At 62.7% G+C, this 22342-nt stretch carries 23 protein-coding genes; 14 read left to right on the top strand and 9 right to left on the bottom strand.

Translation table 11 applies throughout. The annotated features are described in order from the left end of the window. Window positions 1–206: 206 nt before the first annotated feature. The 3 genes from NKI64_RS19695 to NKI64_RS19685 all read left to right on the top strand — a co-directional run bounded on the left by NKI64_RS19695 (window position 207) and on the right by NKI64_RS19685 (window position 2836). Window positions 207–1484 (top strand): polyhydroxyalkanoate depolymerase, encoded by a 1278-nt coding sequence (locus tag NKI64_RS19695; RefSeq protein ID WP_023672097.1) that lies wholly within the window; start codon window positions 207–209, stop codon window positions 1482–1484. Between the two features lie 192 nt (window positions 1485–1676). Beyond that, a complete protein-coding gene (locus tag NKI64_RS19690) occupies window positions 1677–2294 on the top strand; it encodes a transglutaminase-like cysteine peptidase (protein WP_023706944.1) in 618 nt (205 codons plus the stop codon). A 335-nt stretch (window positions 2295–2629) separates the two neighbouring features. Then, window positions 2630–2836, top strand: coding sequence for a hypothetical protein (locus NKI64_RS19685; protein WP_023672099.1), 207 nt, complete (start codon window positions 2630–2632; stop codon window positions 2834–2836). Window positions 2837–2931: 95 nt separating this feature from the next. Here NKI64_RS19685 and NKI64_RS19680 read toward each other — a convergent pair whose 3' ends face one another. From NKI64_RS19680 to NKI64_RS19665, 4 genes are all read right to left on the bottom strand, one after another. Next, a complete protein-coding gene (locus NKI64_RS19680) occupies window positions 2932–3300 on the bottom strand; it encodes a helix-turn-helix domain-containing protein (protein ID WP_023672100.1) in 369 nt (122 codons plus the stop codon). After that, window positions 3300–3818, bottom strand: coding sequence for a Smr/MutS family protein (locus NKI64_RS19675; protein ID WP_023822337.1), 519 nt, complete (start codon window positions 3816–3818; stop codon window positions 3300–3302). The genes NKI64_RS19680 and NKI64_RS19675 overlap by 1 nt, the downstream gene beginning before the upstream one ends. Then, complete coding sequence (gene mltA, locus NKI64_RS19670) at window positions 3815–4915, bottom strand: murein transglycosylase A (RefSeq protein WP_352669717.1); 1101 nt, start codon at window positions 4913–4915, stop codon at window positions 3815–3817. Before mltA ends, NKI64_RS19675 begins: the two co-directional genes overlap by 4 nt. A 79-nt stretch (window positions 4916–4994) precedes the next feature. After that, window positions 4995–5699, bottom strand: coding sequence for a Tim44/TimA family putative adaptor protein (locus tag NKI64_RS19665; protein WP_352669519.1), 705 nt, complete (start codon window positions 5697–5699; stop codon window positions 4995–4997). 196 nt (window positions 5700–5895) lie between these two features. On the opposite strand from NKI64_RS19665, the gene NKI64_RS19660 reads away from it, so the two are divergent. Both NKI64_RS19660 and secB read left to right on the top strand, forming a co-directional pair. Further along, window positions 5896–6396 carry an FxsA family protein gene (locus NKI64_RS19660; RefSeq protein WP_023747432.1) on the top strand — a complete coding sequence of 167 codons (501 nt, stop codon included), beginning with the start codon at window positions 5896–5898 and terminating at the stop codon, window positions 6394–6396. A 164-nt stretch (window positions 6397–6560) separates the two neighbouring features. After that, on the top strand, window positions 6561–7061 hold the full coding sequence (gene secB, locus NKI64_RS19655) for a protein-export chaperone SecB (RefSeq protein ID WP_023672105.1): 501 nt from the start codon (window positions 6561–6563) through the stop codon (window positions 7059–7061). A 263-nt stretch (window positions 7062–7324) separates the two neighbouring features. On the opposite strand, the gene dnaQ is transcribed toward secB, so the two are convergent. The 5 genes from dnaQ to NKI64_RS19630 all read right to left on the bottom strand — a co-directional run bounded on the left by dnaQ (window position 7325) and on the right by NKI64_RS19630 (window position 11183). Then, a complete protein-coding gene (gene dnaQ / locus NKI64_RS19650) occupies window positions 7325–8029 on the bottom strand; it encodes a DNA polymerase III subunit epsilon (protein WP_352669516.1) in 705 nt (234 codons plus the stop codon). 125 nt (window positions 8030–8154) lie between these two features. Then, window positions 8155–8739 (bottom strand): dephospho-CoA kinase, encoded by a 585-nt coding sequence (gene coaE / locus NKI64_RS19645; RefSeq protein WP_352669714.1) that lies wholly within the window; start codon window positions 8737–8739, stop codon window positions 8155–8157. A 27-nt stretch (window positions 8740–8766) separates the two neighbouring features. Further along, entirely contained in the window at window positions 8767–9594 is an 828-nt protein-coding gene (locus tag NKI64_RS19640; RefSeq protein WP_023698099.1) for a shikimate dehydrogenase, read from the bottom strand. Continuing rightward, window positions 9587–10186: a Maf-like protein gene (locus NKI64_RS19635; RefSeq protein ID WP_352669513.1), complete on the bottom strand. Its 600-nt coding sequence runs from the start codon at window positions 10184–10186 to the stop codon at window positions 9587–9589. Before NKI64_RS19635 ends, NKI64_RS19640 begins: the two co-directional genes overlap by 8 nt. A 58-nt stretch (window positions 10187–10244) precedes the next feature. Next, window positions 10245–11183, bottom strand: coding sequence for a pyruvate, water dikinase regulatory protein (locus NKI64_RS19630; protein WP_460221915.1), 939 nt, complete (start codon window positions 11181–11183; stop codon window positions 10245–10247). Between the two features lie 283 nt (window positions 11184–11466). Here NKI64_RS19630 and hemE point away from each other — a divergent pair, with 283 nt between their 5' ends. From hemE to NKI64_RS19585, 9 genes are all read left to right on the top strand, one after another. Further along, window positions 11467–12498, top strand: coding sequence for a uroporphyrinogen decarboxylase (gene hemE, locus NKI64_RS19625; RefSeq protein ID WP_352500183.1), 1032 nt, complete (start codon window positions 11467–11469; stop codon window positions 12496–12498). Next, window positions 12498–13040, top strand: coding sequence for a protoporphyrinogen oxidase HemJ (gene hemJ / locus NKI64_RS19620; protein ID WP_352500184.1), 543 nt, complete (start codon window positions 12498–12500; stop codon window positions 13038–13040). The genes hemE and hemJ overlap by 1 nt, the downstream gene beginning before the upstream one ends. Before the next feature lie 163 nt (window positions 13041–13203). Next, on the top strand, window positions 13204–14469 hold the full coding sequence (rho, locus tag NKI64_RS19615) for a transcription termination factor Rho (RefSeq protein WP_023672113.1): 1266 nt from the start codon (window positions 13204–13206) through the stop codon (window positions 14467–14469). Between the two features lie 170 nt (window positions 14470–14639). Then, on the top strand, window positions 14640–15566 hold the full coding sequence (yddG, locus tag NKI64_RS19610; protein WP_352500185.1) for an aromatic amino acid exporter YddG: 927 nt from the start codon (window positions 14640–14642) through the stop codon (window positions 15564–15566). A gap of 466 nt (window positions 15567–16032) precedes the next feature. After that, entirely contained in the window at window positions 16033–17355 is a 1323-nt protein-coding gene (mnmE, locus tag NKI64_RS19605) for a tRNA uridine-5-carboxymethylaminomethyl(34) synthesis GTPase MnmE (RefSeq protein ID WP_352500186.1), read from the top strand. A 429-nt stretch (window positions 17356–17784) separates the two neighbouring features. Then, window positions 17785–19659 (top strand): tRNA uridine-5-carboxymethylaminomethyl(34) synthesis enzyme MnmG, encoded by a 1875-nt coding sequence (gene mnmG / locus NKI64_RS19600; protein WP_352500187.1) that lies wholly within the window; start codon window positions 17785–17787, stop codon window positions 19657–19659. Then, complete coding sequence (gene rsmG, locus NKI64_RS19595; protein WP_352669506.1) at window positions 19656–20288, top strand: 16S rRNA (guanine(527)-N(7))-methyltransferase RsmG; 633 nt, start codon at window positions 19656–19658, stop codon at window positions 20286–20288. The genes mnmG and rsmG overlap by 4 nt, the downstream gene beginning before the upstream one ends. 65 nt (window positions 20289–20353) lie before the next feature. Then, window positions 20354–21151 carry a ParA family protein gene (locus NKI64_RS19590; RefSeq protein ID WP_023672118.1) on the top strand — a complete coding sequence of 266 codons (798 nt, stop codon included), beginning with the start codon at window positions 20354–20356 and terminating at the stop codon, window positions 21149–21151. Between the two features lie 62 nt (window positions 21152–21213). Next, on the top strand, window positions 21214–22101 hold the full coding sequence (locus NKI64_RS19585) for a ParB/RepB/Spo0J family partition protein (RefSeq protein ID WP_352669503.1): 888 nt from the start codon (window positions 21214–21216) through the stop codon (window positions 22099–22101). Window positions 22102–22342: the final 241 nt, after the last annotated feature.

Raw genomic sequence — 22342 nt, 5'->3', positions numbered from 1 at the left:
TGTCCAACAGCCTTGCATTTTGCAGTGCACATTCAGCCGGCTCCAGCCGCCCAACGCGGTTTCTCAAGGCCTTGGACGAAAGATTGGCATATGTCACGCCACGTGACGTATTGCATCGCAGCAATATCTTGTTAACCTCCGCGCGAGACATTCAAGGCTCGGCGCTGTCCGTCGTCCCTTCGGTCACGGCAGCTGCGGAGTACCTGATGTTCTACCAGCTCTACGAAATGAACCATGCCGCCCTGCAGCCCGCGCGGCTTTATGCCGATGCAGTGCGGCTGTTCTACACCAACCCGCTCAATCCGTTTTCGCATACGCCGTGGGGCCGCTCGGTCGCTGCCACCGCCGAACTGTTCGAGCGCACGACGCGCCGCTACAGCAAGCCGCATTTCGGCCTGAGCAAGACCGTGGTCGACTGGAAAAGCGTCGAGGTCAGCGAAAAGACCGTGTGGTCGCGGCCGTTCTGCAATCTCACCCGCTTCGAGCGGTCGGTGCCCGCCGGTCGCAAGGCCGACCCCAAGCTTCTCATTGTGGCGCCGATGTCGGGCCATTATGCGACGCTGCTGCGCGGCACGGTCGAGGCGATGCTGCCCTATGCCGACGTGCACATCACCGACTGGGTCGATGCCCGCATGGTGCCGGTGACCGACGGCCATTTCGACCTCGACGATTATATCGACTACATCATTGACATGCTGCATGCGCTGGGGCCGGACACCCATGTGATGGCGGTGTGCCAGCCTTCGGTGCCGGTGCTGGCGGCGGTGGCGCTGATGGAAAAGCGCGGCGATCCCTTCGTGCCCTCGACCATGACCTTGATGGGCGGGCCGATCGACACCCGCCGCAATCCGACCGCGGTCAATCTTCTGGCCAAGGAAAAGGGCATCGACTGGTTCCGCGACAACGTCATCATGCACGCGCCCTGGCCGGTGCCGGGCTTCGGCCGCGAAGTCTATCCGGGCTTCCTGCAGCTGTCGGGCTTCATGAGCATGAACCTCGACCGCCACATCACCGCCCACAAGGACTTCTTCATGCATCTGGTCAAGCATGACGGCGACAATGCCGAGAAGCACCGCGATTTCTACGACGAATATCTGGCGGTGATGGACCTGACGGCGGAATTCTATCTGCAGACCGTCGACACGGTGTTCGTGCGCCATGCGCTGCCCAAGGGCGAGATGACGCATCGCGGCGAGGTGGTCGACACCAAGGCGATCCGCAATGTCGCGCTGTTCACGGTCGAAGGCGAGAACGACGACATTTCCGGTCTCGGCCAGACCCAGGCCGCCCACGATCTCTGCCCCAACATCCCGGCTGACCGGCATGCGCATTACATGCAGCCGGCCGTCGGCCATTACGGCGTCTTCAACGGGTCGCGATTCCGCTCGGAAATCGTGCCGCGCATCGTCGATTTCATCACCAGCTACGGCCGCCAGAACCGGGTTGCGGTGAAACCAAGGCTGGTCCGCTCCGCCAAAAGCTGAGGCTCGATCCGGCTGCAGCGTGCATTGCCCACAAAAGCGGGGCGATTTTGCGCGCCACAGGCGTTCTGTTGCACAATAGACGCTGTTGGGCGGGCGCGGGTAACCATGCCGAAGAATCTGGCTCCCCCGATAATTGACACGGAGTGTAAATCCCCTTTAACCTTTCGTTAAGAACAAGGGCGAACGGGGACAATGACTTCCTCACCGATGGCACGGACGCTGCGCTTGTGGGCGGCAGCAGGGCTGGCGATCTCTGTGTGCTGGGCAGTGCCGGCACTTGCAGGCGGCGCCATGGCGACGGGCGGCATGACCTCGCAGCCGATCGGCCACTATGATTTCTGTAAAACCCAGCCCGGCGAATGCTCGATCCGGCCGAGCAACCTCAACCCCGCCGCGATGACCGACGCCTTCATGCGCAAGCTGATCAACGTGACGTCAAGGGTCAACGCCGCCGTCAAGCCGATGAGCGACTACGACATCTATGGCAAGGACGAGGTCTGGGCCTATCCCGACAAGGGCGTCGGCGATTGCGAAGACTATGTGCTGGAAAAGCGCCGCCAGCTCTCGCGCTCTGGCGTGTCGCTGGCCGATCTCTTGATCACCGTCGTGCGCAAGCCGGACGGCGAAGGCCATGCCGTGCTGACGGTGCGCACCGACAAGGGCGACTACGTCCTCGACAATCTGACCGACAAGGTGAAGATCTGGGACGCCACCGGCTATCGCTTCCTCAAGCGGCAGGCCATCGACAACACCGGCCGCTGGGTCTCGATCCGCGGCGGCCAGCAGGTGCTGGTCGGCGCGGTTCAGTAAATAAGGACGATGCATGTGAGCGCGTCGCTGCGAACAGCTTCGTCGGAAGCCCGCGGCTAATTACTTTCACGAGATAACCGCAAGTCGGCGCTGCCCCTCATTGCCCTGCCGGGCATTTCTCCCCGTATAGTGACGGGAGAAAGATGCTGCCATCGGTGATTTCGCCAATCGTCAACGTTGCAAAATAGTCGCCGGCAGGCGGATGAGGGCAGCGCTGCCCTCGAAATCTTATCTCTCGAAACGCCTCCTCAAAAAATTTCGCTACCTGCGTGAACCAAACCGTCTCCAGCGGCGACACACAGCCGTAAACAGAAACCCAACCATGGAGACTTCAAATGACTGCTTTCCTGCGTAATGCTTTCCTCGCCGCCATCGCGGTATCGTCCCTGGCCGGATCCGCTATGGCCGACCAGACCGGCTGCGCCAAGAACAACCAGTGGGGCAATCGCTGTTGCGATCTCACCTCGGACTGCCTGGGTGGCGGTCGCGGCGGCGATCATGACAGCACTGGCGGCCGTGGCGGCCAGGCCGGCGCGAAGTAATCTCGCTATATGCCCGCTGGCTAACGGCCGGCGGGCATCGCCTTCAGGATGAAATGCCGGCGCTATTGATGAGCATTCGTGGCCTTGGCGCCGCCCTACTTACGCCGCTCCAGTGCCGCCCGGATCGAGCCGGTGATGCGGGCAAGCTCGGCTTCGTCCAGCTTCTCGATGTTTTCGGCCAACAGATTGGCCAACTCGGTGGCAGCAGGACTGAGGCCGGACGTATCGAGTCTCACCCGCGGATGTGAGGCCTCGGCCAGACGCGCCAGCTCTTCGGCATCGTCCCAGATGACGTTGAAATAGCCGATGATCTTCTGGATCAGCGTCCAGGTCGGCGCGCCGCGGCGGCCATGTTCCAGCGCCGACAAATAGGCGGCGCTGACTCCGATCGCCTGCGCCATGTCCTTCTGGCGCAAGCCGCGCTCGGCTCGAAGCGCCCGCAGTTTTTCGCCGAACGGCGTCATCAGCGGGTTCGCCTGAGCCGAACGTAGAGCGCGCCCGAACCGCCGTGATTGCGGGCGGCGTCATCGTGGCTGGAGACCAGCGGCCGGAAGGCAGGCGTCGACAGCCAGGCAGGCACGGCGCGCCGCAAGACGCCGTCGCCGCCCGACGACGACCCTTTTCCCGTAATGACGAGGACATAGCGGATGCCGCCGGCATGGGCCCGGTGCAGGAACGAAAACAGCAGCGAATAGGCCTCGGCCTGGGTCATGCCATGCAGATCGACGCGGCCTTCGATCGGCAACCGGCCCTTCTTCAGCTTGTCCAATGTCGGCTCGTCCAGCGCGTGCGATACATGCTGCGCCTTCGGCTTGGCGGCGAGGACCGGACCGACAGCGACCGGCGTCTGTGCCGGCTTAGGGTCTACGACGATGTCGGGAATCTCGACCGCGGTCCGGCCCTTCAGCGGTCGGGCGGTGCGCGCCACCAGGTTCCACAGCACCCGATCGTCTTCGTTGAGTTTATCGGGGCGCTTGCTCATCGATTCGATTCCGAAACGAGAGCGCCTGGAACCAAGGCATAGAAATCGGCCGCATTGCGAACGACGCCGGCGATCTCGCCGGCCGCATCGCCGGAGCCGGCGAACAGATCGCCCCGCGCCGGCCCGGTGATGGCCGAACCGGTGTCCTGCGCAATCATCAGCCGCCGGAACGGTTTTCCATCGAAGGCGGTCAGCGACGGAGCGTCGATGTAGAAGGGGGTACCGAATGTGTGCAGCAGCCGGTCGACCGCGAGCGAGCGGCCGGGCGTCAACGGCACCTTGGCGGCGGCGATAGGACCGAGTGCGGCATCGTCGACATCGGCTTCGCGAAAGAAGATGTAGGAGCGGTTCTGCCAGAGGATCTCGTCGACGCGATCCGGATGCGCCCTGAACCAGGCGCGGATCGACTGCATCGTCACTTTTTCCAGTCGGATTTCGCCGAGTTCGGCGAGAATCTTCCCCGGACCGCTGAAACGTTGGCCGGATTTGGCGGCGTAGGTGACGCGGCAAAGCCGGCCGTCGGTCATCTTCAGCCTGGCCGCACCTTGCACATGGATGAAGAAGACGTCGACCTTGTCGGCAAGCCAGGCGATTTCCAGGCCTTGGCCGGCCAGCGCGCCTCTCTCGATCTCACTGCGGTCGAAATACTCCACCAGGCCCTGCGGCGTATCGCGGGCGAAGGCGAGATAGTCGTCCATCCCTCGAGGACGGTTGGCATCATCGATGTCGACGAGATCGGAAGGCCGCGCCAGCAGCGGCACCGTGAATTCATCCGTGCGCACTGGTGAGGCCTCGGCCTCGGGCTCGTAGAAGCCGGTGACCAGGCCGAGGTTTTCGGATCGAATCTGGACCGGGGCGAAATGGCGCTCGAAAAAAGCCTTGGCCGCCGACCGATTCGCCGGCGAAACGGTGCGCGCCTCGTCATAGGCGCCGGCAAACGCGTTGAACCGGACGCCCAACGAACCGGTGCGGTAGGGCTTGTTCAGGACATGAAAGGCCGAACGGCGGAAGGCTTCGAAAGCGGGCAGATGGTCATCGGAATTCCAACCGGGAAGATCATCGAAGGACTTTTCCACGAAAAGCGGCGAGAGCGACACCTCAGCCTCGCCACTGCCGATGTTTGCCTGCATGTCGCTATCCCAAAAAAGCTGCCCGCACCGGGCGACATGCATAGGCTCAGTCTTCTTCCTCGGTGGCGACCAGCTTCCAGTTCGGATCGCGCGAGCGTGTGTCGCGGGCGAAGGTCCAGACATCCTTGACCTCGGCCACCGTCTCGGGATCGCCATCGATGACGGCACCCGCCTTGTCGCGGGTCGCCGAAATCAGTTCGCTCACGATGCGCAGCGTGATGTGGGCCTCGCCGCCCCTCATCTCGGCCGAGACGATGTCGGCCTTATCGATGCCGACGAAGGAGGACTGGATCTTTTCGGCTTTCGCCTCGCGGTCGCCAATCGCGGCAACGAAGCCGTCAAAAACCTCGCGCGACAACAGGTTCTTCAGCGTTTTTCGGTCGCCATCGGCATAGGCCATGACGATCATCTCATAAGCCATCTTGGCGCCGTCGACGAAGACTTTGGGGTCGAAGGAGGGATCATTGTCCTTGATCGCGCGCAGGCCCTTGTTGAGGTCGGTGTCGGGCTTGGCGAAGGCATCGATGGCCGCATAGGTCTCGGCAGCCGTCTCGCCCGGCATGCGCTTGCGTGGCAGCGAAACCACATTTTCGGGCTTCTGGGTCGCGTCCTTCTCGGTACGGCTGGCCGTGTACGGATCGAAGGGCGGGCGCTCGCTGCCCGTGCGGCGGCCAAGCACGTTGCGCAACTGGAAAAAGATCACCACCGCCGCAATCAGAAAGAAAATGGTGCCGAAGTCGAAGAATCCCATAACTTTCGCCAATCAATCCCTGACCTGGCCGGGACCGCCAGCCAATCGGGCGGCGGTCGCATGGCGTTAAACATGCAAAGCATATAGAACGCATGGCGCAATCATTCAAATCAAAGGCAGGCATACCTATCTAACGGCCTCAGTGCCAGCGGCGATTATGCGCCGCCCGGCAAACATGGAAACGATCGGTCAAGACTTGCGCATTTCCTTCCTTCCTCTGTTCCTGCTTGCGCTGCCGCTGCTGGAAATCGCCGGTTTCGTCATTGTCGGCCGCGAGGTCGGGGCGCTCGCCACGGTCGGCCTGGTGCTGGCTTCAAGCATTGCCGGCGTGCTTCTGCTCCGGCACCAGGGTTTTGGTGTCATGGCGCGGGTCCGCGCCGAGATGGCCGGCGGCGGCGACCCCAGCCGCCAGCTCGCGCATGGCGCCATGATCGTGGTCGCCGCCATCCTGTTGATCATCCCCGGCTTCATTACCGATATTATCGGCCTGCTGCTGTTCCTGCCGCCGGTACGCGACCTTGCCTGGCGCAGGCTCAAGGGCCGCATCGTCGTCGCGACCGATTTCACCGCCGGCGGTTTTCGCCGCAGGTCGCGCGACAAGGTCATCGACCTCGACGACGGCGACTATTCGCGCGAGGACGATTTCAAGCGCGGTCCCGACCATAACTCGCCGTGGCGCCGCCTGAAGGACGACTGAACGTCACCTTGAGGACGACTGAACGTCGCCTTGAGGACGACTGAGGCTACATCGACCCCTTCGGCCTGAAGGCGGCAAACCTTGTCTTGTCATGCCGACCATGCTAGCCAACGCCCGATTTCAATTCGGTCAGCGCTGCTGTCCAGGCAAAAGGAACAAGGCTCATGGCCAGCAAAGATGACGCGCCGGTCGGCGCCGCCAACGGCAACGGCGAAACGGCGCAGCCGTCGCTCAACGTGCTTGCCCAGTATGTGAAGGACCTGTCCTTCGAAAGCCCCGGCGCGCCGAACTCGCTGCGCGGCCGCGACAAGGCCCCAGGCATTGCGATCAACGTCAATGTCAATGCCAACCCGCTCTCCGACAAGCAGTTCGACGTCAATCTGACCTTGAACGCCAAGGCGTCCTTCGACCAGGAAGTGCTGTTCAATGTCGAACTGGTCTATGGCGGCGTATTCGCCATCGCCGGCTTCCCGCAGGAACACATGCTGCCGATCCTGTTCATCGAATGCCCGCGGCTTTTGTTCCCGTTCGCCCGCCAGATCATCGCCGAAGCCACCCGCAATGGCGGCTTCCCGCCCCTGATGCTCGACCCGATCGATTTCGCCCAGATGTTCCAGCAGAAGCTGGCCGAGGACCAGGCGGCATCGAAGGTCAAGGTGAGCTGAAGGCAAGCGTCACGCGCATGAGTTGAAAGCCCGGCTTCGTGCCGGGCTTTTTGTATACTGAGATGCTGGCGGGACAGCACCCCCCTCTGCCTTGCCAGGCATCTCCCCCTCAAGGGGGGAGATTGGCCGTCATCGCGACCTTCGCCAACTTTAGACGTTGCAGGAATGGGCTGGAGCGGCGAAGCTGCTGATCTCCCACCTTGAGGGGGAGATGGCCGGCAGGCCAGAGAGGGGTGTGACGGAACGCTACCTCCGCGATCCGTTCACCCCGCCGCCACCTTCAGCCACAGCGCCTTTTCGCCCAGCGTCGCCACCAGCCCCGCATGCGCCGCTCGCTCGCCCACGGTCAGGCGCGGCGGCAGGGCGATTGGCCTGGCGGCGATCGAGATGTCGATGTCGGCAACGTCGCCATTGCTGTTGAGCTGCACCACGACCGCGTCGAGGACAAGTGCGGCCTGCTTGCCGCCGATGAGTTCGATGTAGACTTCGGCCAGGAGCTCGGAATCGAGCAGCGCGCCGTGCTTGGTGCGGTGGCCGTTGTCGATGCCGTAGCGGCGGCAGAGCGCGTCGAGCGAATTGGGGCCCATCGGATGCTTGCGCCGCGCCAGCGCCAGCGTGTCGACGACGCGCCCGGTGTCTATGGCCGGCTGGCCGAGCCGCCCGAATTCCGTGTTGAGGAAGCCGATGTCGAAATTGGCGTTGTGGGCGACGAGCTTGGCGCCGTCGGTGAAGGCGAGCCATTCCTCGGCGATTTCGGCAAAGGTCGGCTTGCCGACGAGGTCGGCGGCGCTGATGCCGTGCACGGCTTGCGCCTCGACATGGACGGCGCGCCCCTGCGGATTGATGAATTTGTGGAAGGTGCGGCCGGTCGGGAAGCGGTTGACCAGCTCGACGCCGCCAAGCTCGATGATGCGGTCGTCGCGCATGTCGAGTCCGGTGGTTTCGGTATCGAAAATGATCTCACGCATAGAATCAACCCACTCCTGGAGGAGTAGAATCATGGAGCGGAACAAAATGGCAATGGGCAATGCCGACAGCCTGCCGTCAGGAGCCTGATGGGCGCGACTTATCCCCCAGGAGTTAGCAGGCGAGTTCAGCGCCCTGAGAGCTCGGCAATGATCGCGCCGACCGCGGTGCGGGCGGCGTCCATGCCTTCGCCGGTGTCGATGACGAAATCGGCCTGCCGGCGCTTTTCGGCGTCGGGCACCTGCTTGGCCAGGATTGCCGCCAGCTTTTCCTCACTCATGTCAGGACGCGCCAGCACGCGGGCGCGCTGGATATCGGCCGGCGCGGTGACGACGACGACCTTGTCGACACGGTTGCGGCCGCCGGTTTCGAACAGCAGCGGAATGTCGAGCACGACGAGCGGCGCGCCGGCGGCGCGGTGCCTTGCCAGAAAGGCATCGGCATCGGCCCGCACCAGCGGATGGACGATCGCCTCCAATGTCTTCAGCGCAGCAGCGTTGCCGAGCACGCGGCGCGCCAACTCGGTGCGGTCGACCGAACCGGCAATCACGGTGCCGGGAAAGGCCGCGTCGACGAGAGGTGCTGCCTTGCCGGCATAGAGGCGATGCACGGTCTCGTCGGAGTCATGCACCGGCACGCCGGCGTCGACGAACATTTTCGCCGTCGTCGACTTGCCCATGCCGATCGATCCGGTGAGGCCGAGCACGGTCATCATTTGGCGCCCATCATTTGCGACCCATCATTTGGCGAGGATGTCGGCGACGATCATCTGTCGCAACTCAGGCGTGACCTGCGGCATCTTGCCGAACCAGCGTTCGAAACCGGGCACAGCCTGGTGCAACAGCATGCCGAGCCCGTCGACCGTCTTCAAATTTCTCGCGCGGGCAGCGGCAAGCAGCGGTGTTTCCAGCGGCACATAGACGATGTCTGCGACAATGGCGTGAGCTGGCAGGCCGGCCGGATCGGCGGCCAGCGTCGCATCGCCATGCATGCCAAGTGCCGTCGTGTTGATCAGCAAGCCGGCATCGCCAAGCAAGTCGCCGACCGCGCCATGCGCCGAGACGCCGGCGCCGAAGCGGTCGGCGAGTTCCTGCGCCCGCGCCAGTGTGCGGTTGACGATGCGGATATCGTTGATGCCGCGCACTTTAAGCGCGTGGATGACCGCGCGCGACGCGCCGCCGGCGCCGAGCACCACGGCCGGAGCGTTTCTCTCCCAGCCCGGGGCATGCTCGTCGAGATTGCCGGCAAAGCCGATCCAGTCCGAATTGCCGCCCCATAGCACGCCGTCGTCCAGCCACAGCATGTTGACCGCGCCGATCATCTCCGCCGCTTCGTCGCGGCGCTCGACCCGGGCGAAGGCGACTTCCTTGTGTGGAATGGTGACGTTGCCGCCCTGATAGCCATTGGCCTCGAGCGACGAGAGGAACTCGGGAAAATCGGCCGGCGCGACATCGATCGCATAATAGCTGCCGTCGATGCCGTATGTGTTCAGCCAATAGCCGTGGATCTTCGGCGATCGCGAATGCGCGATCGGATGGCCGGTGACGAAAGCTTTTTTCTCAACCATCGATGGCTCCGAGCGCACGCAATTCCGCCAGCACCGGGAACAGCGGCAGGCCGACAATGGTGAAATAATCGCCTTCGATCTTTTCGAACAGCTGGATGCCTTCGCCCTCGATCTGGTAGGCGCCGACGCTCGACAACGCCTTGGCGCCGACGCGGGCCAGGTGCCGGCCGACGAAGGCCGGATCGAGCTTGCGCATGGTAAGGCTGGCGATGCCGACATGGCGCCACAGCACCTTGCCGTTGCGGCAGAGCACGGCGGCGCTGTTCAGCTGATGCGTCTTGCCTGACAGCGCCAACAGATGGCGGCGGGCGCCTTCCATGTCGGCCGGCTTGTGGAACACTTCATCTCCCAGTGACAAAGTCTGGTCGCAGCCGAGCACCAAGGCGCCCGATCTGCGTTCGCTGACCTCGGTCGCCTTGGCTTCGGCGAGTATCAGGGCGACATCTTCCGGCGACACACCGCTGTCCTGCAACGGCGCCTCGAGCGCACGCTCGTCGACATCGGCAGGCACCGCTTCGATGCCGAGCCCGGCATTGATGAGCATTGCTTTGCGGAACGGGCTGCCGGAGGCGAGGATGATTTTTTCGGTCATGGGTTCTGGGCCTGGTCGATAGTGGTTGATTGGGGCAGGAGGTCGCGTTGCCATCCCATCATCTATTCTTCCCCCGCAGGGCAACAATGGCTGCCGCGGTCTCTTCGATCGAGCGGCGGCTGACGTCTATCATCGGCCAATTGTGGCGGGTGCAGATCTGGCGGGCATAGGCGAGCTCTTCGGCGATCGAGGCACGGTCGACATAATCGGTCGCTTCGTAGGTGCTGCTGTTGCCGAGCACGCGGTTCTGCCGGACATGCGAGATGCGTTCGGCGGTGGCGATCAGCCCGACGATCAGCGGCTTGGTGGCAGCGACCAGGCTTTCGGGCACCGGCACGCCGAGCACGATCGGGATGTTGGCGGTCTTGATGCCGCGGTTGGCGAGATAGATGCTGGTCGGCGTCTTCGATGTCCTGGAAATGCCGATCAGCACGACATCGGCGTCGTCCATGTTGAGCGGCAGCTGGCCGTCATCATGCTCCATCGTAAAATTGAGTGCGTCGATACGGTGGAAATAATCGGCATCGAGCACATGCTGGGCGCCGACGCGGCGGCCGGCCGGCGTGCCGAGATAGGACTGGAACACGGTGAGGACCGGCTCCAGCACCGAAACGCAGGGCAGCCCCATGGCGGCGCAGCGCTCGTCAATACCGCGCGCCAGCTTCTGGTCGACGACGGTGTAGAGGATGATGCCCGGTTCCTCTTCTATGTCCTCGAAGACTTTCGCCACCTGCTTTTCGGTGCGGATGAGCGGATAGATATGCTCGATGGCGCGCGCATCCTTGTATTGCGCCGAGGCGGCTCGGCCGGCCGCCAGCAGCGTCTCGCCGGTGGCGTCGGAAATCAGGTGCAGGTGAAAGAAGCTCTGGGGTTTGTTCACAGGGGGCGCCTCAGGCTGTGGGCTTGTGTGGATAAACCGGGGCCGCAAAGGCGACCGGCTGGAGGCGACTGTATCAGAAGGCCAGTTGTCCACAATTCGATGCGCTGTCAGCTTCACCGTGCGGCTGGGGACAAATCTGGGGACGGGCGTTTCTGCCAGCGCTTCATCCACAGAGGCGGTTTTTCAGCGGCTACGCCAAACCATTGACTCCAGTGATGGAATCCTGGTCATCCACACTCATTGCCAATCCCGCGGAAGAAACACGCGACAAAATGCTGGCTGGCCTTTTCCAAGGCAAAGCGGGACAGGTGACAACCACCGATACCAACAGACTCTTAGAATCAGAAGATTCTAGAAATAGACTATTCAATTATAGAGAAGGCAGGGAAGAGAGCGCTCAATGCCCGAGAACCGCATCGTGCTGGACGTGCTGAGAGGCGAGGCAGTGTTTCCGCCGCCGCTCTGGATGATGCGCCAGGCCGGGCGCTATTTGCCGGAGTACCGCGAGACCAGAAAGCGCGCCGGGTCCTTTCTCGATCTTTGCTACAATCCTGATCTGGCCGTCGAAGTGACGCTGCAGCCGATCGAGCGCTTCGGCTTCGATGCCTCGATCCTGTTCTCTGACATTCTGGTCGTGCCGCATGCGCTGGGACGCGATGTCCGCTTCGAGGAGGGCCGCGGGCCGCTGCTGACGCCAATCACTGCAGCTGAGATTTCGGCTCTCAACAGTGAAACGTTTCACGTGAATCTCGAACCGGTCTACGAAACGGTTCGCCGGCTGCGGGCAAGATTGCCTGACGAGACCACGCTGATCGGCTTCTGCGGCGCGCCGTGGACGGTGGCGACCTACATGATCGCTGGCCACGGCACACCCGACCAAGCGCCGGCGCGGCTGTTTGCCTATCGCGAACCGACGGCCTTCAAGCATCTCCTGAAAGTGCTCGCCGATCACTCCGCGGCCTATTTGATCCGCCAGATCGAAGCCGGTGCCGACGTGGTGCAGATTTTCGATTCCTGGTCCGGCGTGCTTGATGATGCGTCTTTCGAGCAGTTCTGCGTGCAACCGGTGGCGGAGATCGTCAGGCAAGTTCGTGCGGTTCATCGCGATGTTCCGATCATAGGCTTTCCCAAGGGCGCCGGCGCCCGCTACGAGACCTATCGTGAGAAGACCGGGGTGACGGGGCTGGGGATCGACTGGACCGTGCCCCTGTCGGTTGCGAACGAACTGCAGCATTCAGGGGCGGTCCAGGGCAATCTCGATCCCTTGCGGCTCGTGGCTGGCGGCAAAGCCCTGTCGGACGGCGTCGATGCGATCCTCAAGGCGCTGGGCGACGGACCGCTGATCTTCAATCTCGGCCATGGCATCACGCCGGAGACGCCGGTGGCGCATGTCGAGGCGATGGTGAAGCAGGTGCGGAGCGCGACACGCTGATGGCTCAATCGGATAATACGGGCGGCAACAGCACTCGTGGGGCGATGATGCGCATGACCATCGGCATCGGAGTGCTGGTTGTTCTCACCGCACTTTTGTTTTTCTTTGCGCCTGAGGGTTTCTATCCCTGGGCGAAGGCAATCCATATCCTGGCCGTCATCTCCTGGATGGCCGGCATGCTCTATCTGCCGCGATTGCTGGTCTACCACGCCGACGCAGAGAAGGGGTCCGTCCAATCGGAGACCTTCAAGGTGATGGAGCGGCGTCTGCTGCGCGGCATCATCAATCCGGCGATGATCGTCACCTGGGTGTTCGGGCTTTGGCTTGCCTGGAAAGTGTTTGGCTTTCACGGCGGCTGGCTGCACGCCAAGATGGGCTTGGTGCTGTTGCTGTCGGGCGTGCATGGCTATCTGGCCGGTGCTGTCAGGAAATTCGCCGAGGACCGCAATGAAAAACCGGCGCGGCACTGGCGAATCGTCAACGAGATCCCCACATTGCTGATGATCGCCATCGTCATCCTGGTTATCGTCAAGCCGTTCTAGGCCCATTTCGGTCGACAAAACGCAGCTTGCTCTTTCCCCCGACCGACGATAAAAGACGGGTCTTCCTTCCCGTCATGCGCCGCCCTTGATTGCTTTCGGCCGCGCCCGGCATTTATCGCATCCAGCCGATATATTTTCCCCAAAGCAGATTCAGAGTCCGTCTATGCAAGAAATGAAACTCGCAGAGTTCAAGAACAAGAAGCCGCCAGAGCTGATCGCCTATGCCGAATCGCTCGAAGTGGAAAACGCCAGCGTCATGCGCAAGCAGGAACTGATGTTTGCCATCCTGAAGAAACTGGCCGCCCAGGACGTCGAGATCATCGGCGACGGTGTGGTCGAGTTGCTGCAGGACGGTTTCGGCTTCCTGCGCTCAGCCAACGCCAATTATCTGCCGGGTCCCGACGATATCTACATCTCGCCCTCGCAGATCCGCCGCTTCTCCTTGAAGACCGGCGATACCGTCGAAGGGCCGATCCGCAGCCCAAAAGAGGGCGAGCGCTATTTCGCCCTTCTCAAGGTCAACACGATCAATTTCGACGATCCCGAAAAGATCCGTCACAAGATCCATTTCGACAATCTGACGCCGCTCTATCCGACCAAGCGGCTGAAGATGGAGATCGACAATCCGACCGGCAAGGACATCTCGTCGCGGGTGATCGACCTGGTGGCGCCGATCGGCAAGGGACAGCGCGCGCTCATCAACGCGCAGCCGCGTACCGGTAAAACGGTGCTGATGCAGAATATCGCCCACTCGATCACGGCCAATCATCCGGAATGCTATCTGATCGTACTTCTGATCGACGAACGGCCAGAAGAAGTGACCGACATGCAGCGTTCGGTGAAGGGCGAGGTCGTGTCCTCGACCTTTGACGAACCGGCGGTGCGCCACGTCCAGGTCGCCGAAATGGTCATCGAAAAGGCCAAGCGCCTGGTCGAGCATGGCCGCGACGTCGTTATTCTGCTCGATTCGATCACCCGCCTCGGCCGTGCCTACAACACCGTTGTGCCGTCCTCCGGCAAGGTGCTGACCGGCGGTGTCGACGCCAACGCGCTGCAGCGGCCGAAGCGCTTCTTCGGCGCGGCCCGCAACATCGAGGAAGGCGGCTCGCTGACGATCATCGCCACCGCGCTGATCGACACCGGCAGCCGCATGGACGAAGTCATCTTCGAAGAGTTCAAGGGCACCGGCAACTGCGAAATCCAGCTCGACCGCAAGGTCGCCGACAAGCGCATCTACCCGGCCATGGACATTTTGAAGTCAGGCACCCGCAAGGAGGACCTGCTGGTCTCCAAGCAGGATCTGCAGAAGATCTTCGTCCTGCGCCGCATCCTGGCGCCGATGGGAACCACCGACGCGATCGAGTTCCTGATAGACAAGCTGAAGCAGACCAAGACCAACGCCGATTTCTTCGATTCAATGAACACGTAAGCAGTTTCACCGGATCATCGGTCATGCATGAAACCCCGTTCCGGGAAACCGGGACGGGGTTTTTCATTGCGGGGGCAAACAGGTCGCATTTCCGACAGGGCGTGGCCTTGGGCGGCAATTTCCATCGCCGTCGTCATGCGAGTAATCCCGTCTCGAAGATCGGAGGCCGCATGAAGAAAACAATCCCGACCCTGATCGGCTTCTCGGCCATTCTGACATGGTCGTTCCTGGCGCTGCTTTCGACTGCGGCTGGACCGATTCCGCCCTTTCAGCTGGCGGCGATGACGTTTCTGCTTGGCGGGTTGGCCGGCGCGTCGAGCTGGCTTGTCCGTCCGGCGGCGACCAAGTCGCTGCGCCAGCCGTGGCAGGTCTGGGCGCTCGGCACAGCGGGGCTGTGCATCTATCACTGCGCCTATTTCTTCGCCATCCAGTCGGCGCCGCCGGTCGAGGTCAGCCTGATCGCCTATCTCTGGCCGTTGCTGATCGTCGTCTTTGCCGCCTTCCTGCCTGGAGAAAAGCTTAGGGCCCATCACATCGCCGGCGTCGTGCTCGGCCTTGCCGGCGCCATTGTGGTGATCACCAAGGGCGGCACGATCGGACTGGCCAATGGTGTGATGAAGGGGCATGTCATCGCGCTGTTCTGCGCTTTCATCTGGGCCGGCTATTCGGTTCTATCGCGCCGCTTTGGCAAGGTGCCGACCGATGTCGTCGCCGGTTACTGCTTCATCACCGCTGCGGTCGCCTTGGTGCTGCACCTGACGCTTGAGGCTACCGTCTGGCCACAGACGGCGACGCAGTGGAGCGCCATCGTCATCTTGGGCGTAATACCGCTAGGCGCGGGCTTTTACGCCTGGGACTATGGCTGCAAGCACGGCGACATCATGATCCTCGGCGCCCTCTCCTATGCCGCGCCCCTCTTCTCGGTCCTCGTGCTTCTGCTGGCAGGCTTTGGTGTGTTTCACTGGTCGGTGGCTGTTGCTTGCATCCTGATCACGGTCGGAGCGGTGGTCGCAGCCAAGGATTTGCTGTTCCGGCCGCGGCCGCCATCCATTGATGTGAAGCCGCTTCCTTCGGCGTTGGACGGAAACACGGGTTGAGCTACCGGCGTCGCAGCAGCGGCTCGGTTCCTACGGAATCCGTCGCCACCGGCATGATAGCGGTGCATAGCCCCGGTCTGCCGTCGGCGGCCGGATGCCACTGGCCAATGTTAAGTCGATTCGCATCCGTCCCAATCGGGCGACGATCGGCGTGACGCGGGTCGGGATTTCCGATTCGCAACCGGAACGAGGCTTTCCCCATGGGGAGATGGGCTCCAGCTTCACGGTTCCGGGCCAGGAACAGGTGTTAACGATGCCGGCCAGCCGTAGGGCTTGCTGGCCCGCCCAGAACTGCTTGGCGTCGGGATTAGGACCCGCCTGCTCGCACATGGATGACAAGGCGGCTATACAGATTTGGTAATCCGGTCGCTCTCGCGATCGACCTTGATATTGACGGACAGCCGGTTCATGACGGCCGCGACACTGTGGGATTGTTGACACCTAGGCGACCGGTGAGAACGGGCAAATGATTTCGGGCGATTCGATCGTTGCGCTTTCCAGCGGGCGCCTGCCCGCCGGCATCGCTGTCATCCGCATTTCCGGACCGAGGACTCGATTCGTTGTCGAAACGGTGGCTGGTGGCACGGTCAAGGACCGGTGTGCGACCCTGCGCAAGCTCCGAACGGTGGACGGGTCGCTTATCGACAACGGCCTGGTGCTGTTTTTTCCTGGGCCGAACAGTTTTACCGGCGAGGATGTCGCCGAGTTCCACGTCCATGGCGGCCGCGCCGTCGCCGGCAAGATGCTGGAGATCGTCGCCGGCTTTGACGGCCTGCGTCATGCGGAGCCTGGGGAATTTACGCGCCGGGCTCTTCTCAACGGCAAGCTGGATCTGGTCGAGACGGAGGCGTTGGCCGATCTGGTCAACGCCGAAACCGAAGCGCAGCGGCGCTTTGCCGTGCAGAATGCCGAAGGAGTGCAAAGCGAACTCTATCTTGGCTGGCGCCATCGCCTGATCCATGCACGGGCCATGATCGAGGCGGAAATCGACTTCGCCGACGAAGACGACGTGCCCGGTTCCGTTTCGGACACGGTTTGGTCCGATGTGCGCGCAATGGTGGGGGAGATCGGCCGGCATGTCGATGGCTTCCATGCCGCCGAGATCATCCGTGACGGGCTTGAGGTTGTCATCCTCGGTGCACCGAACGCCGGCAAATCCAGCCTGTTCAACGCGCTGGCCAGGCGTGAGGCGGCGATTGTTACCGACGAGCCCGGCACGACGCGGGACTTGCTCGAAGTGGTGCTGGATGTCCACGGAGTGCGGGTCAGGGTAACCGACACCGCGGGCCTGCGCGAGGCGCCCGGCAAGATCGAAGCGATCGGTATCGAAAAGGCGCGGGCCAAGGCGCACACGGCTGACCTGGTGCTGTTGCTGGAAGATCTGGCGGACCCGAGTGCGATCGGCAACATGCCTGTCGAGGCCCCGGCCTTGAGAATCGGCACCAAGGTCGATCTCTTGAAAGGTTCGCCGCGATTGGAGGCGTATGATGCGTTGATCTCGACGGTGGACGGCACTGGGTTGGCTGAACTCCTGGCCGAGATCGGCAGGCGCGCCGCGGCTGCTATCGGCGATGCCGGTGACATCCTGCCGTCTCGGTTGCGGCATGTGGAGCTGCTCAATGAGACCAGACGCTTTCTGATCTCGGCTTTGTCGGGGCAAGAGCGCGGCCAGGAGCTGCGGGCGGAGGAGCTGCGTCTTGCGGCGGACCGGCTCGGCCGGATTGTCGGCGCGGTGGATGTCGAGGACCTGCTGGACGTAATCTTTTCGCAGTTTTGCATTGGAAAGTGACTCACGTGAAACAGGGGGGCGCGCTGTGTGAGTGACTCACGTGAAACACAGGGGGCCGCCCTAGTGCGTGTTTCACGTGAAATGAGGAGTTTGGCAAAAACGGCAAGTGCCGAAGGCCGGCCCCGCCCCTCATTGTCCTCCCGGGCATTTCTCACGTGCAGTGACGGGGAGAAAGATACTATTATCCAGGATTTCGCCAACCACCGAAACGCGCCAGCGCTTGAGCTCCTCCGTGTTCATCGGGAGAAGATGCCGGCAGGCAGATGAGGGGCAGCGCCAGCCGAGTAATTGTCGCCGCTTCCCTGACTCACGTGAAACACCTCTGCGGCTTTCAGCAATCCGTTCCCCGTGAACGAATCAACCTGCAATCCTTGACAGCGTCCTCTCGTGGGGACATGTGTCGGGAAATCTCTGAATCTGGAAGGGACAATGATCGATCACTATGATGTGGTTGTGGTGGGCGGTGGCCATGCCGGGTGCGAGGCTGCGAGCGCTGCCGCGCGCGCCGGTGCCAGGACCGCGCTGATCACGCTGCGCTTCGACACGATCGGTGTCATGTCCTGCAATCCGGCGATCGGCGGCCTCGGGAAGGGCCATCTGGTGCGTGAGATCGACGCCATGGACGGGCTGATGGGCCGCATCGCCGATGCTGCCGGCATCCAATTCCGCCTGCTTAATCGCCGCAAAGGCCCTGCCGTGCGCGGGCCGCGCACGCAGGCCGACCGCAAGCTTTACCGGCTGGCCATGCAGGAAGCGATTCGGCAGCAGAACGGTCTCGACGTCGTCGAAGGCGAAGTCTTGGATTTCGAGATCGAAGAAGGACGGATCGCCGCTGTGCTCCTGGCCGACGGGCGCCGGTTGGCGTGCGGTGCAGTCGTCCTGACCACCGGCACTTTTCTTCGCGGCCTCATCCACATTGGCGACAGGAAGATTGTCGCCGGGCGGATGAACGAGCAAGCGAGCCTTGGCCTGTCGGCGACGATGAGCCGCGCCGGTTTCGCGCTTGGACGGCTGAAGACCGGCACGCCGCCGCGGCTCGATGGCCGCACCATCGACTGGGCGTCGCTGGAAAGCCAGGCGGCCGACGAACATCCAGTGCCGTTCTCGCTGCTCACCGACACAATCAAGAATCCGCAAATCCATTGCGGCATCACGCGTACGACACCGGCGACGCACGAGCTGATCCGCGCCAATCTCGGCCGCTCCGCCATGTATTCCGGCTCGATAGAGGGAGTCGGACCACGCTATTGCCCGTCGATCGAAGACAAGATCGTCAAGTTCGGCGATCGCGAAGGCCACCAGATTTTCCTCGAGCCGGAAGGGCTGGACGACGACACGGTCTACCCCAATGGCATTTCGACCTCCCTGCCCGAAGACGTCCAGCTCGACATTCTGAGGACGGTCCCGGGCCTGGAGCGGGCGACCATGCTGCAGCCCGGCTACGCCATCGAATACGACCATGTCGATCCGCGCGAGTTGGAGCCGACGCTTGAGGCCAAACGTATTGCGGGGCTTTTCCTAGCCGGTCAGATCAACGGCACCACCGGTTATGAAGAAGCCGGAGCGCAGGGCCTGCTCGCCGGGCTCAACGCCGCGCGCAAGGCGGCGGCCGACGACCAAATCGTGCTCAGCCGCACCGAAGCCTATATCGGTGTGATGGTCGACGACCTCACCAGCCGCGGCATTGCCGAGCCCTACCGCATGTTCACTTCGCGGGCGGAGTTTCGCCTATCGCTGCGCGCCGACAATGCCGATGAAAGGCTTACGCCTCTGGCAAATCGGCTTGGTATCGTGTCGCCGGAGCGGACGCAGCGGTTCAATCAAGTCACACAGGATCTTGATAGGGCGCGCGAACTCGCAGTTGCGACGACGATGACGCCCAACGAAGCGGCGCGGCATGGGCTGGAGATCAACAGGGACGGCGTGCGCCGCTCCGCTTATGAATTGCTTGCTTATCCCGGCGTCGATATCGCTTGGCTGGCCCGTGTTGTGCCGGCCTTTGGCGCAATCGACCCCAAAACCGCCGAGCGGCTCGAAACGGAAGCGAAATATTCGGTTTACCTCGATCGCCAGCAGGCGGATGTCGGACAGATCCGCCGCGAGGAAAGCCGGCTGATCCCGGCGTCGGTGGATTTCGCCGATGTTCCTGGCCTGTCCAATGAGCTGAAGCAGAAGATGCTAACGCGTCAGCCCCGGTCGATCGCTGACGCGCAGCGTATGGAAGGCATGACGCCGGCGGCGCTGGCCATCATCGTCGCGCACGTCCGCAACGCCGAATCGGCCGCCCAAAGGGCCGTTGCGTGAGCGCTGCCTCATGGGCGAGCCTGCAAGAGGCCGCGGGACCGGTTTCACGTGAAACATTCGATCGGTTGGTGACGTTCGAACAGTTGTTCCTGAAATGGAACCGCAGCATCAATCTGGCCGCGCCGTCGACGCTGGACGATGTCTGGGGCCGCCATATTCTGGATAGCGCGCAGCTGGCGCGAATCGCACCGCGGGCCAAATGCTGGGCCGATCTCGGTTCGGGCGGCGGTTTTCCGGGCCTGGTATTGGCCTTCCTGCTGGTCGAACGCGATGGCGCGTCGATCGATCTGGTCGAGAGCAACCGCAAGAAAGCATCGTTTTTACAGGCGGTCATTGGCCAGTTCGGTTTGCCGGCACGGGTCGTCGCCCGGCGCATCGACGACAGCTATGCGCTTGTTTCCGCACCGGAAATCATCACGGCGCGGGCGCTTGCCGCGCTGCCGGCGCTGCTCGATCTGTCGGCGCCGTGGCTGACCAAGGGATCGCGGGCGCTGTTCCACAAAGGCCGGGATTACCGCTCCGAGGTGGAAGAAAGCACTCACCGCTGGGCTTTCGATCTGGTAGAACATCCGAGCATGACCGACGCCCATGGCGTCATCCTCGAAGTGACCGATCTGCGGACGGCGTAAGCTCTCCTTCGCAACCTTGGCGACGCAATGAATACCTGGCCCACATGAATACCTGGCACAGACCCATGAAAACCGGACCTCGCATCATCACCGTCGCCAACCAGAAGGGCGGAGTCGGCAAGACCACCACCGCCATCAATCTGGCCACGGCGCTGGCCGCGATCGGCGAAAAGGTGCTGATCGTCGATCTCGACCCGCAAGGCAATGCCTCGACGGGTCTCGGTATCGACCGCAAGGACCGCACCGTCTCGTCCTACGATGTGCTGACCGGCGAACTGGGCCTGGAAGAGGCCGCCATTCCGACTGCGGTGCCCGGCCTGTCGATCGTGCCGTCGACGCTCGATCTGCTCGGCATCGAGATGGAAATCGCCTCGGCGCCGGATCGCGTGCTTAAGCTGCGCAACGCGCTCCGCGCCGCCACCGAGCGCGGTGCGCCGTTCGGCTATGTGCTGATCGACTGCCCGCCCTCGCTCAACCTTTTGACTTTAAATTCAATGGCGGCAGCCGATTCTGTTCTTGTGCCGCTGCAGTGCGAGTTCTTCGCGCTGGAAGGGCTAAGCCAACTCCTGGAAACGGTGGAGCAGGTGCGTCGTTCGATCAATCCAGACCTGATCATCCAGGGCATCGTGCTGACCATGTATGACGGCCGCAACAACCTCGCCAACCAGGTGGTGCAGGACGTGCGGGCACATATGGGCGACAAGGTCTACGAGACCATCATTCCTAGGAATGTGCGAGTGTCCGAGGCGCCCTCCTATGGCAAGCCGGCAATCCTCTATGACCTGAAATGCTCGGGCAGCCAGGCCTATCTGCAGCTGGCGTCCGAAGTGATCCGCCGCGAGCGCAAATTGCGCGCTGCTTGATTAGGCAGGGTCGATAAACAAAGCCGATCCGTTACCGAAACGATCAAGAATCTGGAATTGAGATGAGCGAAGACCTTTCGAGAAAGAGACTGGGCCGCGGATTGGCGGCGCTGATCGGCGAAATAGATCGCCCGGCAGCGGCCGAAAAGCCAGGCCTGAATGCCGACGGCAAGGTGCCGATAGAGTTCCTGAGCCCGAACCCGAAAAACCCGCGCCGGTACTTTGGCGACGCCGACCTCACCGATCTCGCGCAGTCGATCCGCGAGCATGGCGTGGTGCAGCCGGTGGTGGCGCGGCCTTCGCCCACGCAGGCCGGGCGCTACGAGATCATCGCCGGCGAGCGCCGCTGGCGGGCGGCGCAGCGAGCCGGGCTGACCGAGATCCCGATCATCGTGCGCGACGTCAACGACCGCACAGCGCTGGAACTGGCGATCATAGAAAACGTGCAGCGCACGGACCTCAACCCGGTCGAAGAGGCGCTGGGTTACCAGCAGTTGATCGACGACCACGGCTACACACAGGCCGACCTCGGCAATGTCATCGGCAAGAGCCGCAGCCACGTCGCCAACACGCTGCGGCTGCTGAAGCTGCCCGACGTGATCCGCGACATGCTGGTCGACGGCGCGCTGTCGGCCGGCCATGCCCGGACGCTGGTGACGGCGCAGGATCCCGCCGGGCTAGCCAAGCAGATCGTCGAAGAAGGGCTTTCGGTGCGCCAGGCTGAGGCGCTGGCGCAAATGCCGGCGGGCGGCACGCCGCCCAGGGCAAAACCAGCACACGCCGCATCGGGCAAGGATGCCGACACGCTGGCGCTGGAAAGGCTGATGACCAACACGATCGGCATGATCGTGACCATCGAGCACAAGGGCAAAGGCGGCGCGATCCGCGTGGACTACCGCAGTCTGGAGCAGCTCGACGAGCTATGCCGGCGGTTGAAGGATGAGCGGTAGAGGGTTGGGGTTGCGCCATATTTAGCCGGCGAATGAAGTTCTGGCTTAGGATGAAGAAAGGGCTTGGCGGTTGCCGGCCCTTCTTTTTATTGGCGATTGCCGAAGGGATCGAACTGCTGATCTCCCCCCTTGAGGGGGAGATGGCCGGCAGGCCAGAAGGGTCGTCTCCCATCAAGCGCCGACCTCGTTCGTCGTTGCGAAAGGCGCCAGCGCTCCACGCGCCGCGACCCCCTCTGTCGCC

Source organism: Mesorhizobium sp. M0478, assembly GCF_040321305.1.
Classification (GTDB): Bacteria; Pseudomonadota; Alphaproteobacteria; order Rhizobiales; family Rhizobiaceae; genus Mesorhizobium.
The sequence above is the reverse complement of the archived record's forward strand: the minus strand, read 5'-3'. Positions and strand labels throughout refer to the sequence as shown.

Coding starts and splice junctions, on each gene's coding strand:
- NKI64_RS19695 (WP_023672097.1), top strand. CDS start 207: ATGTTCTACCAGCTCTACGAAATGAACCATGCCGCCCTGCAGCCCGCG.
- NKI64_RS19690 (WP_023706944.1), top strand. CDS start 1,677: ATGACTTCCTCACCGATGGCACGGACGCTGCGCTTGTGGGCGGCAGCA.
- NKI64_RS19685 (WP_023672099.1), top strand. CDS start 2,630: ATGACTGCTTTCCTGCGTAATGCTTTCCTCGCCGCCATCGCGGTATCG.
- NKI64_RS19680 (WP_023672100.1), bottom strand. CDS start 3,300: ATGACGCCGTTCGGCGAAAAACTGCGGGCGCTTCGAGCCGAGCGCGGC.
- NKI64_RS19675 (WP_023822337.1), bottom strand. CDS start 3,818: ATGAGCAAGCGCCCCGATAAACTCAACGAAGACGATCGGGTGCTGTGG.
- NKI64_RS19665 (WP_352669519.1), bottom strand. CDS start 5,699: ATGGGATTCTTCGACTTCGGCACCATTTTCTTTCTGATTGCGGCGGTG.
- secB (WP_023672105.1), top strand. CDS start 6,561: ATGGCCAGCAAAGATGACGCGCCGGTCGGCGCCGCCAACGGCAACGGC.
- dnaQ (WP_352669516.1), bottom strand. CDS start 8,029: ATGCGTGAGATCATTTTCGATACCGAAACCACCGGACTCGACATGCGC.
- coaE (WP_352669714.1), bottom strand. CDS start 8,739: ATGACCGTGCTCGGCCTCACCGGATCGATCGGCATGGGCAAGTCGACG.
- NKI64_RS19640 (WP_023698099.1), bottom strand. CDS start 9,594: ATGGTTGAGAAAAAAGCTTTCGTCACCGGCCATCCGATCGCGCATTCG.
- NKI64_RS19635 (WP_352669513.1), bottom strand. CDS start 10,186: ATGACCGAAAAAATCATCCTCGCCTCCGGCAGCCCGTTCCGCAAAGCA.
- hemE (WP_352500183.1), top strand. CDS start 11,467: ATGCCCGAGAACCGCATCGTGCTGGACGTGCTGAGAGGCGAGGCAGTG.
- hemJ (WP_352500184.1), top strand. CDS start 12,498: ATGGCTCAATCGGATAATACGGGCGGCAACAGCACTCGTGGGGCGATG.
- rho (WP_023672113.1), top strand. CDS start 13,204: ATGCAAGAAATGAAACTCGCAGAGTTCAAGAACAAGAAGCCGCCAGAG.
- yddG (WP_352500185.1), top strand. CDS start 14,640: ATGAAGAAAACAATCCCGACCCTGATCGGCTTCTCGGCCATTCTGACA.
- mnmE (WP_352500186.1), top strand. CDS start 16,033: ATGATTTCGGGCGATTCGATCGTTGCGCTTTCCAGCGGGCGCCTGCCC.
- mnmG (WP_352500187.1), top strand. CDS start 17,785: ATGATCGATCACTATGATGTGGTTGTGGTGGGCGGTGGCCATGCCGGG.
- NKI64_RS19590 (WP_023672118.1), top strand. CDS start 20,354: ATGAAAACCGGACCTCGCATCATCACCGTCGCCAACCAGAAGGGCGGA.
- NKI64_RS19585 (WP_352669503.1), top strand. CDS start 21,214: ATGAGCGAAGACCTTTCGAGAAAGAGACTGGGCCGCGGATTGGCGGCG.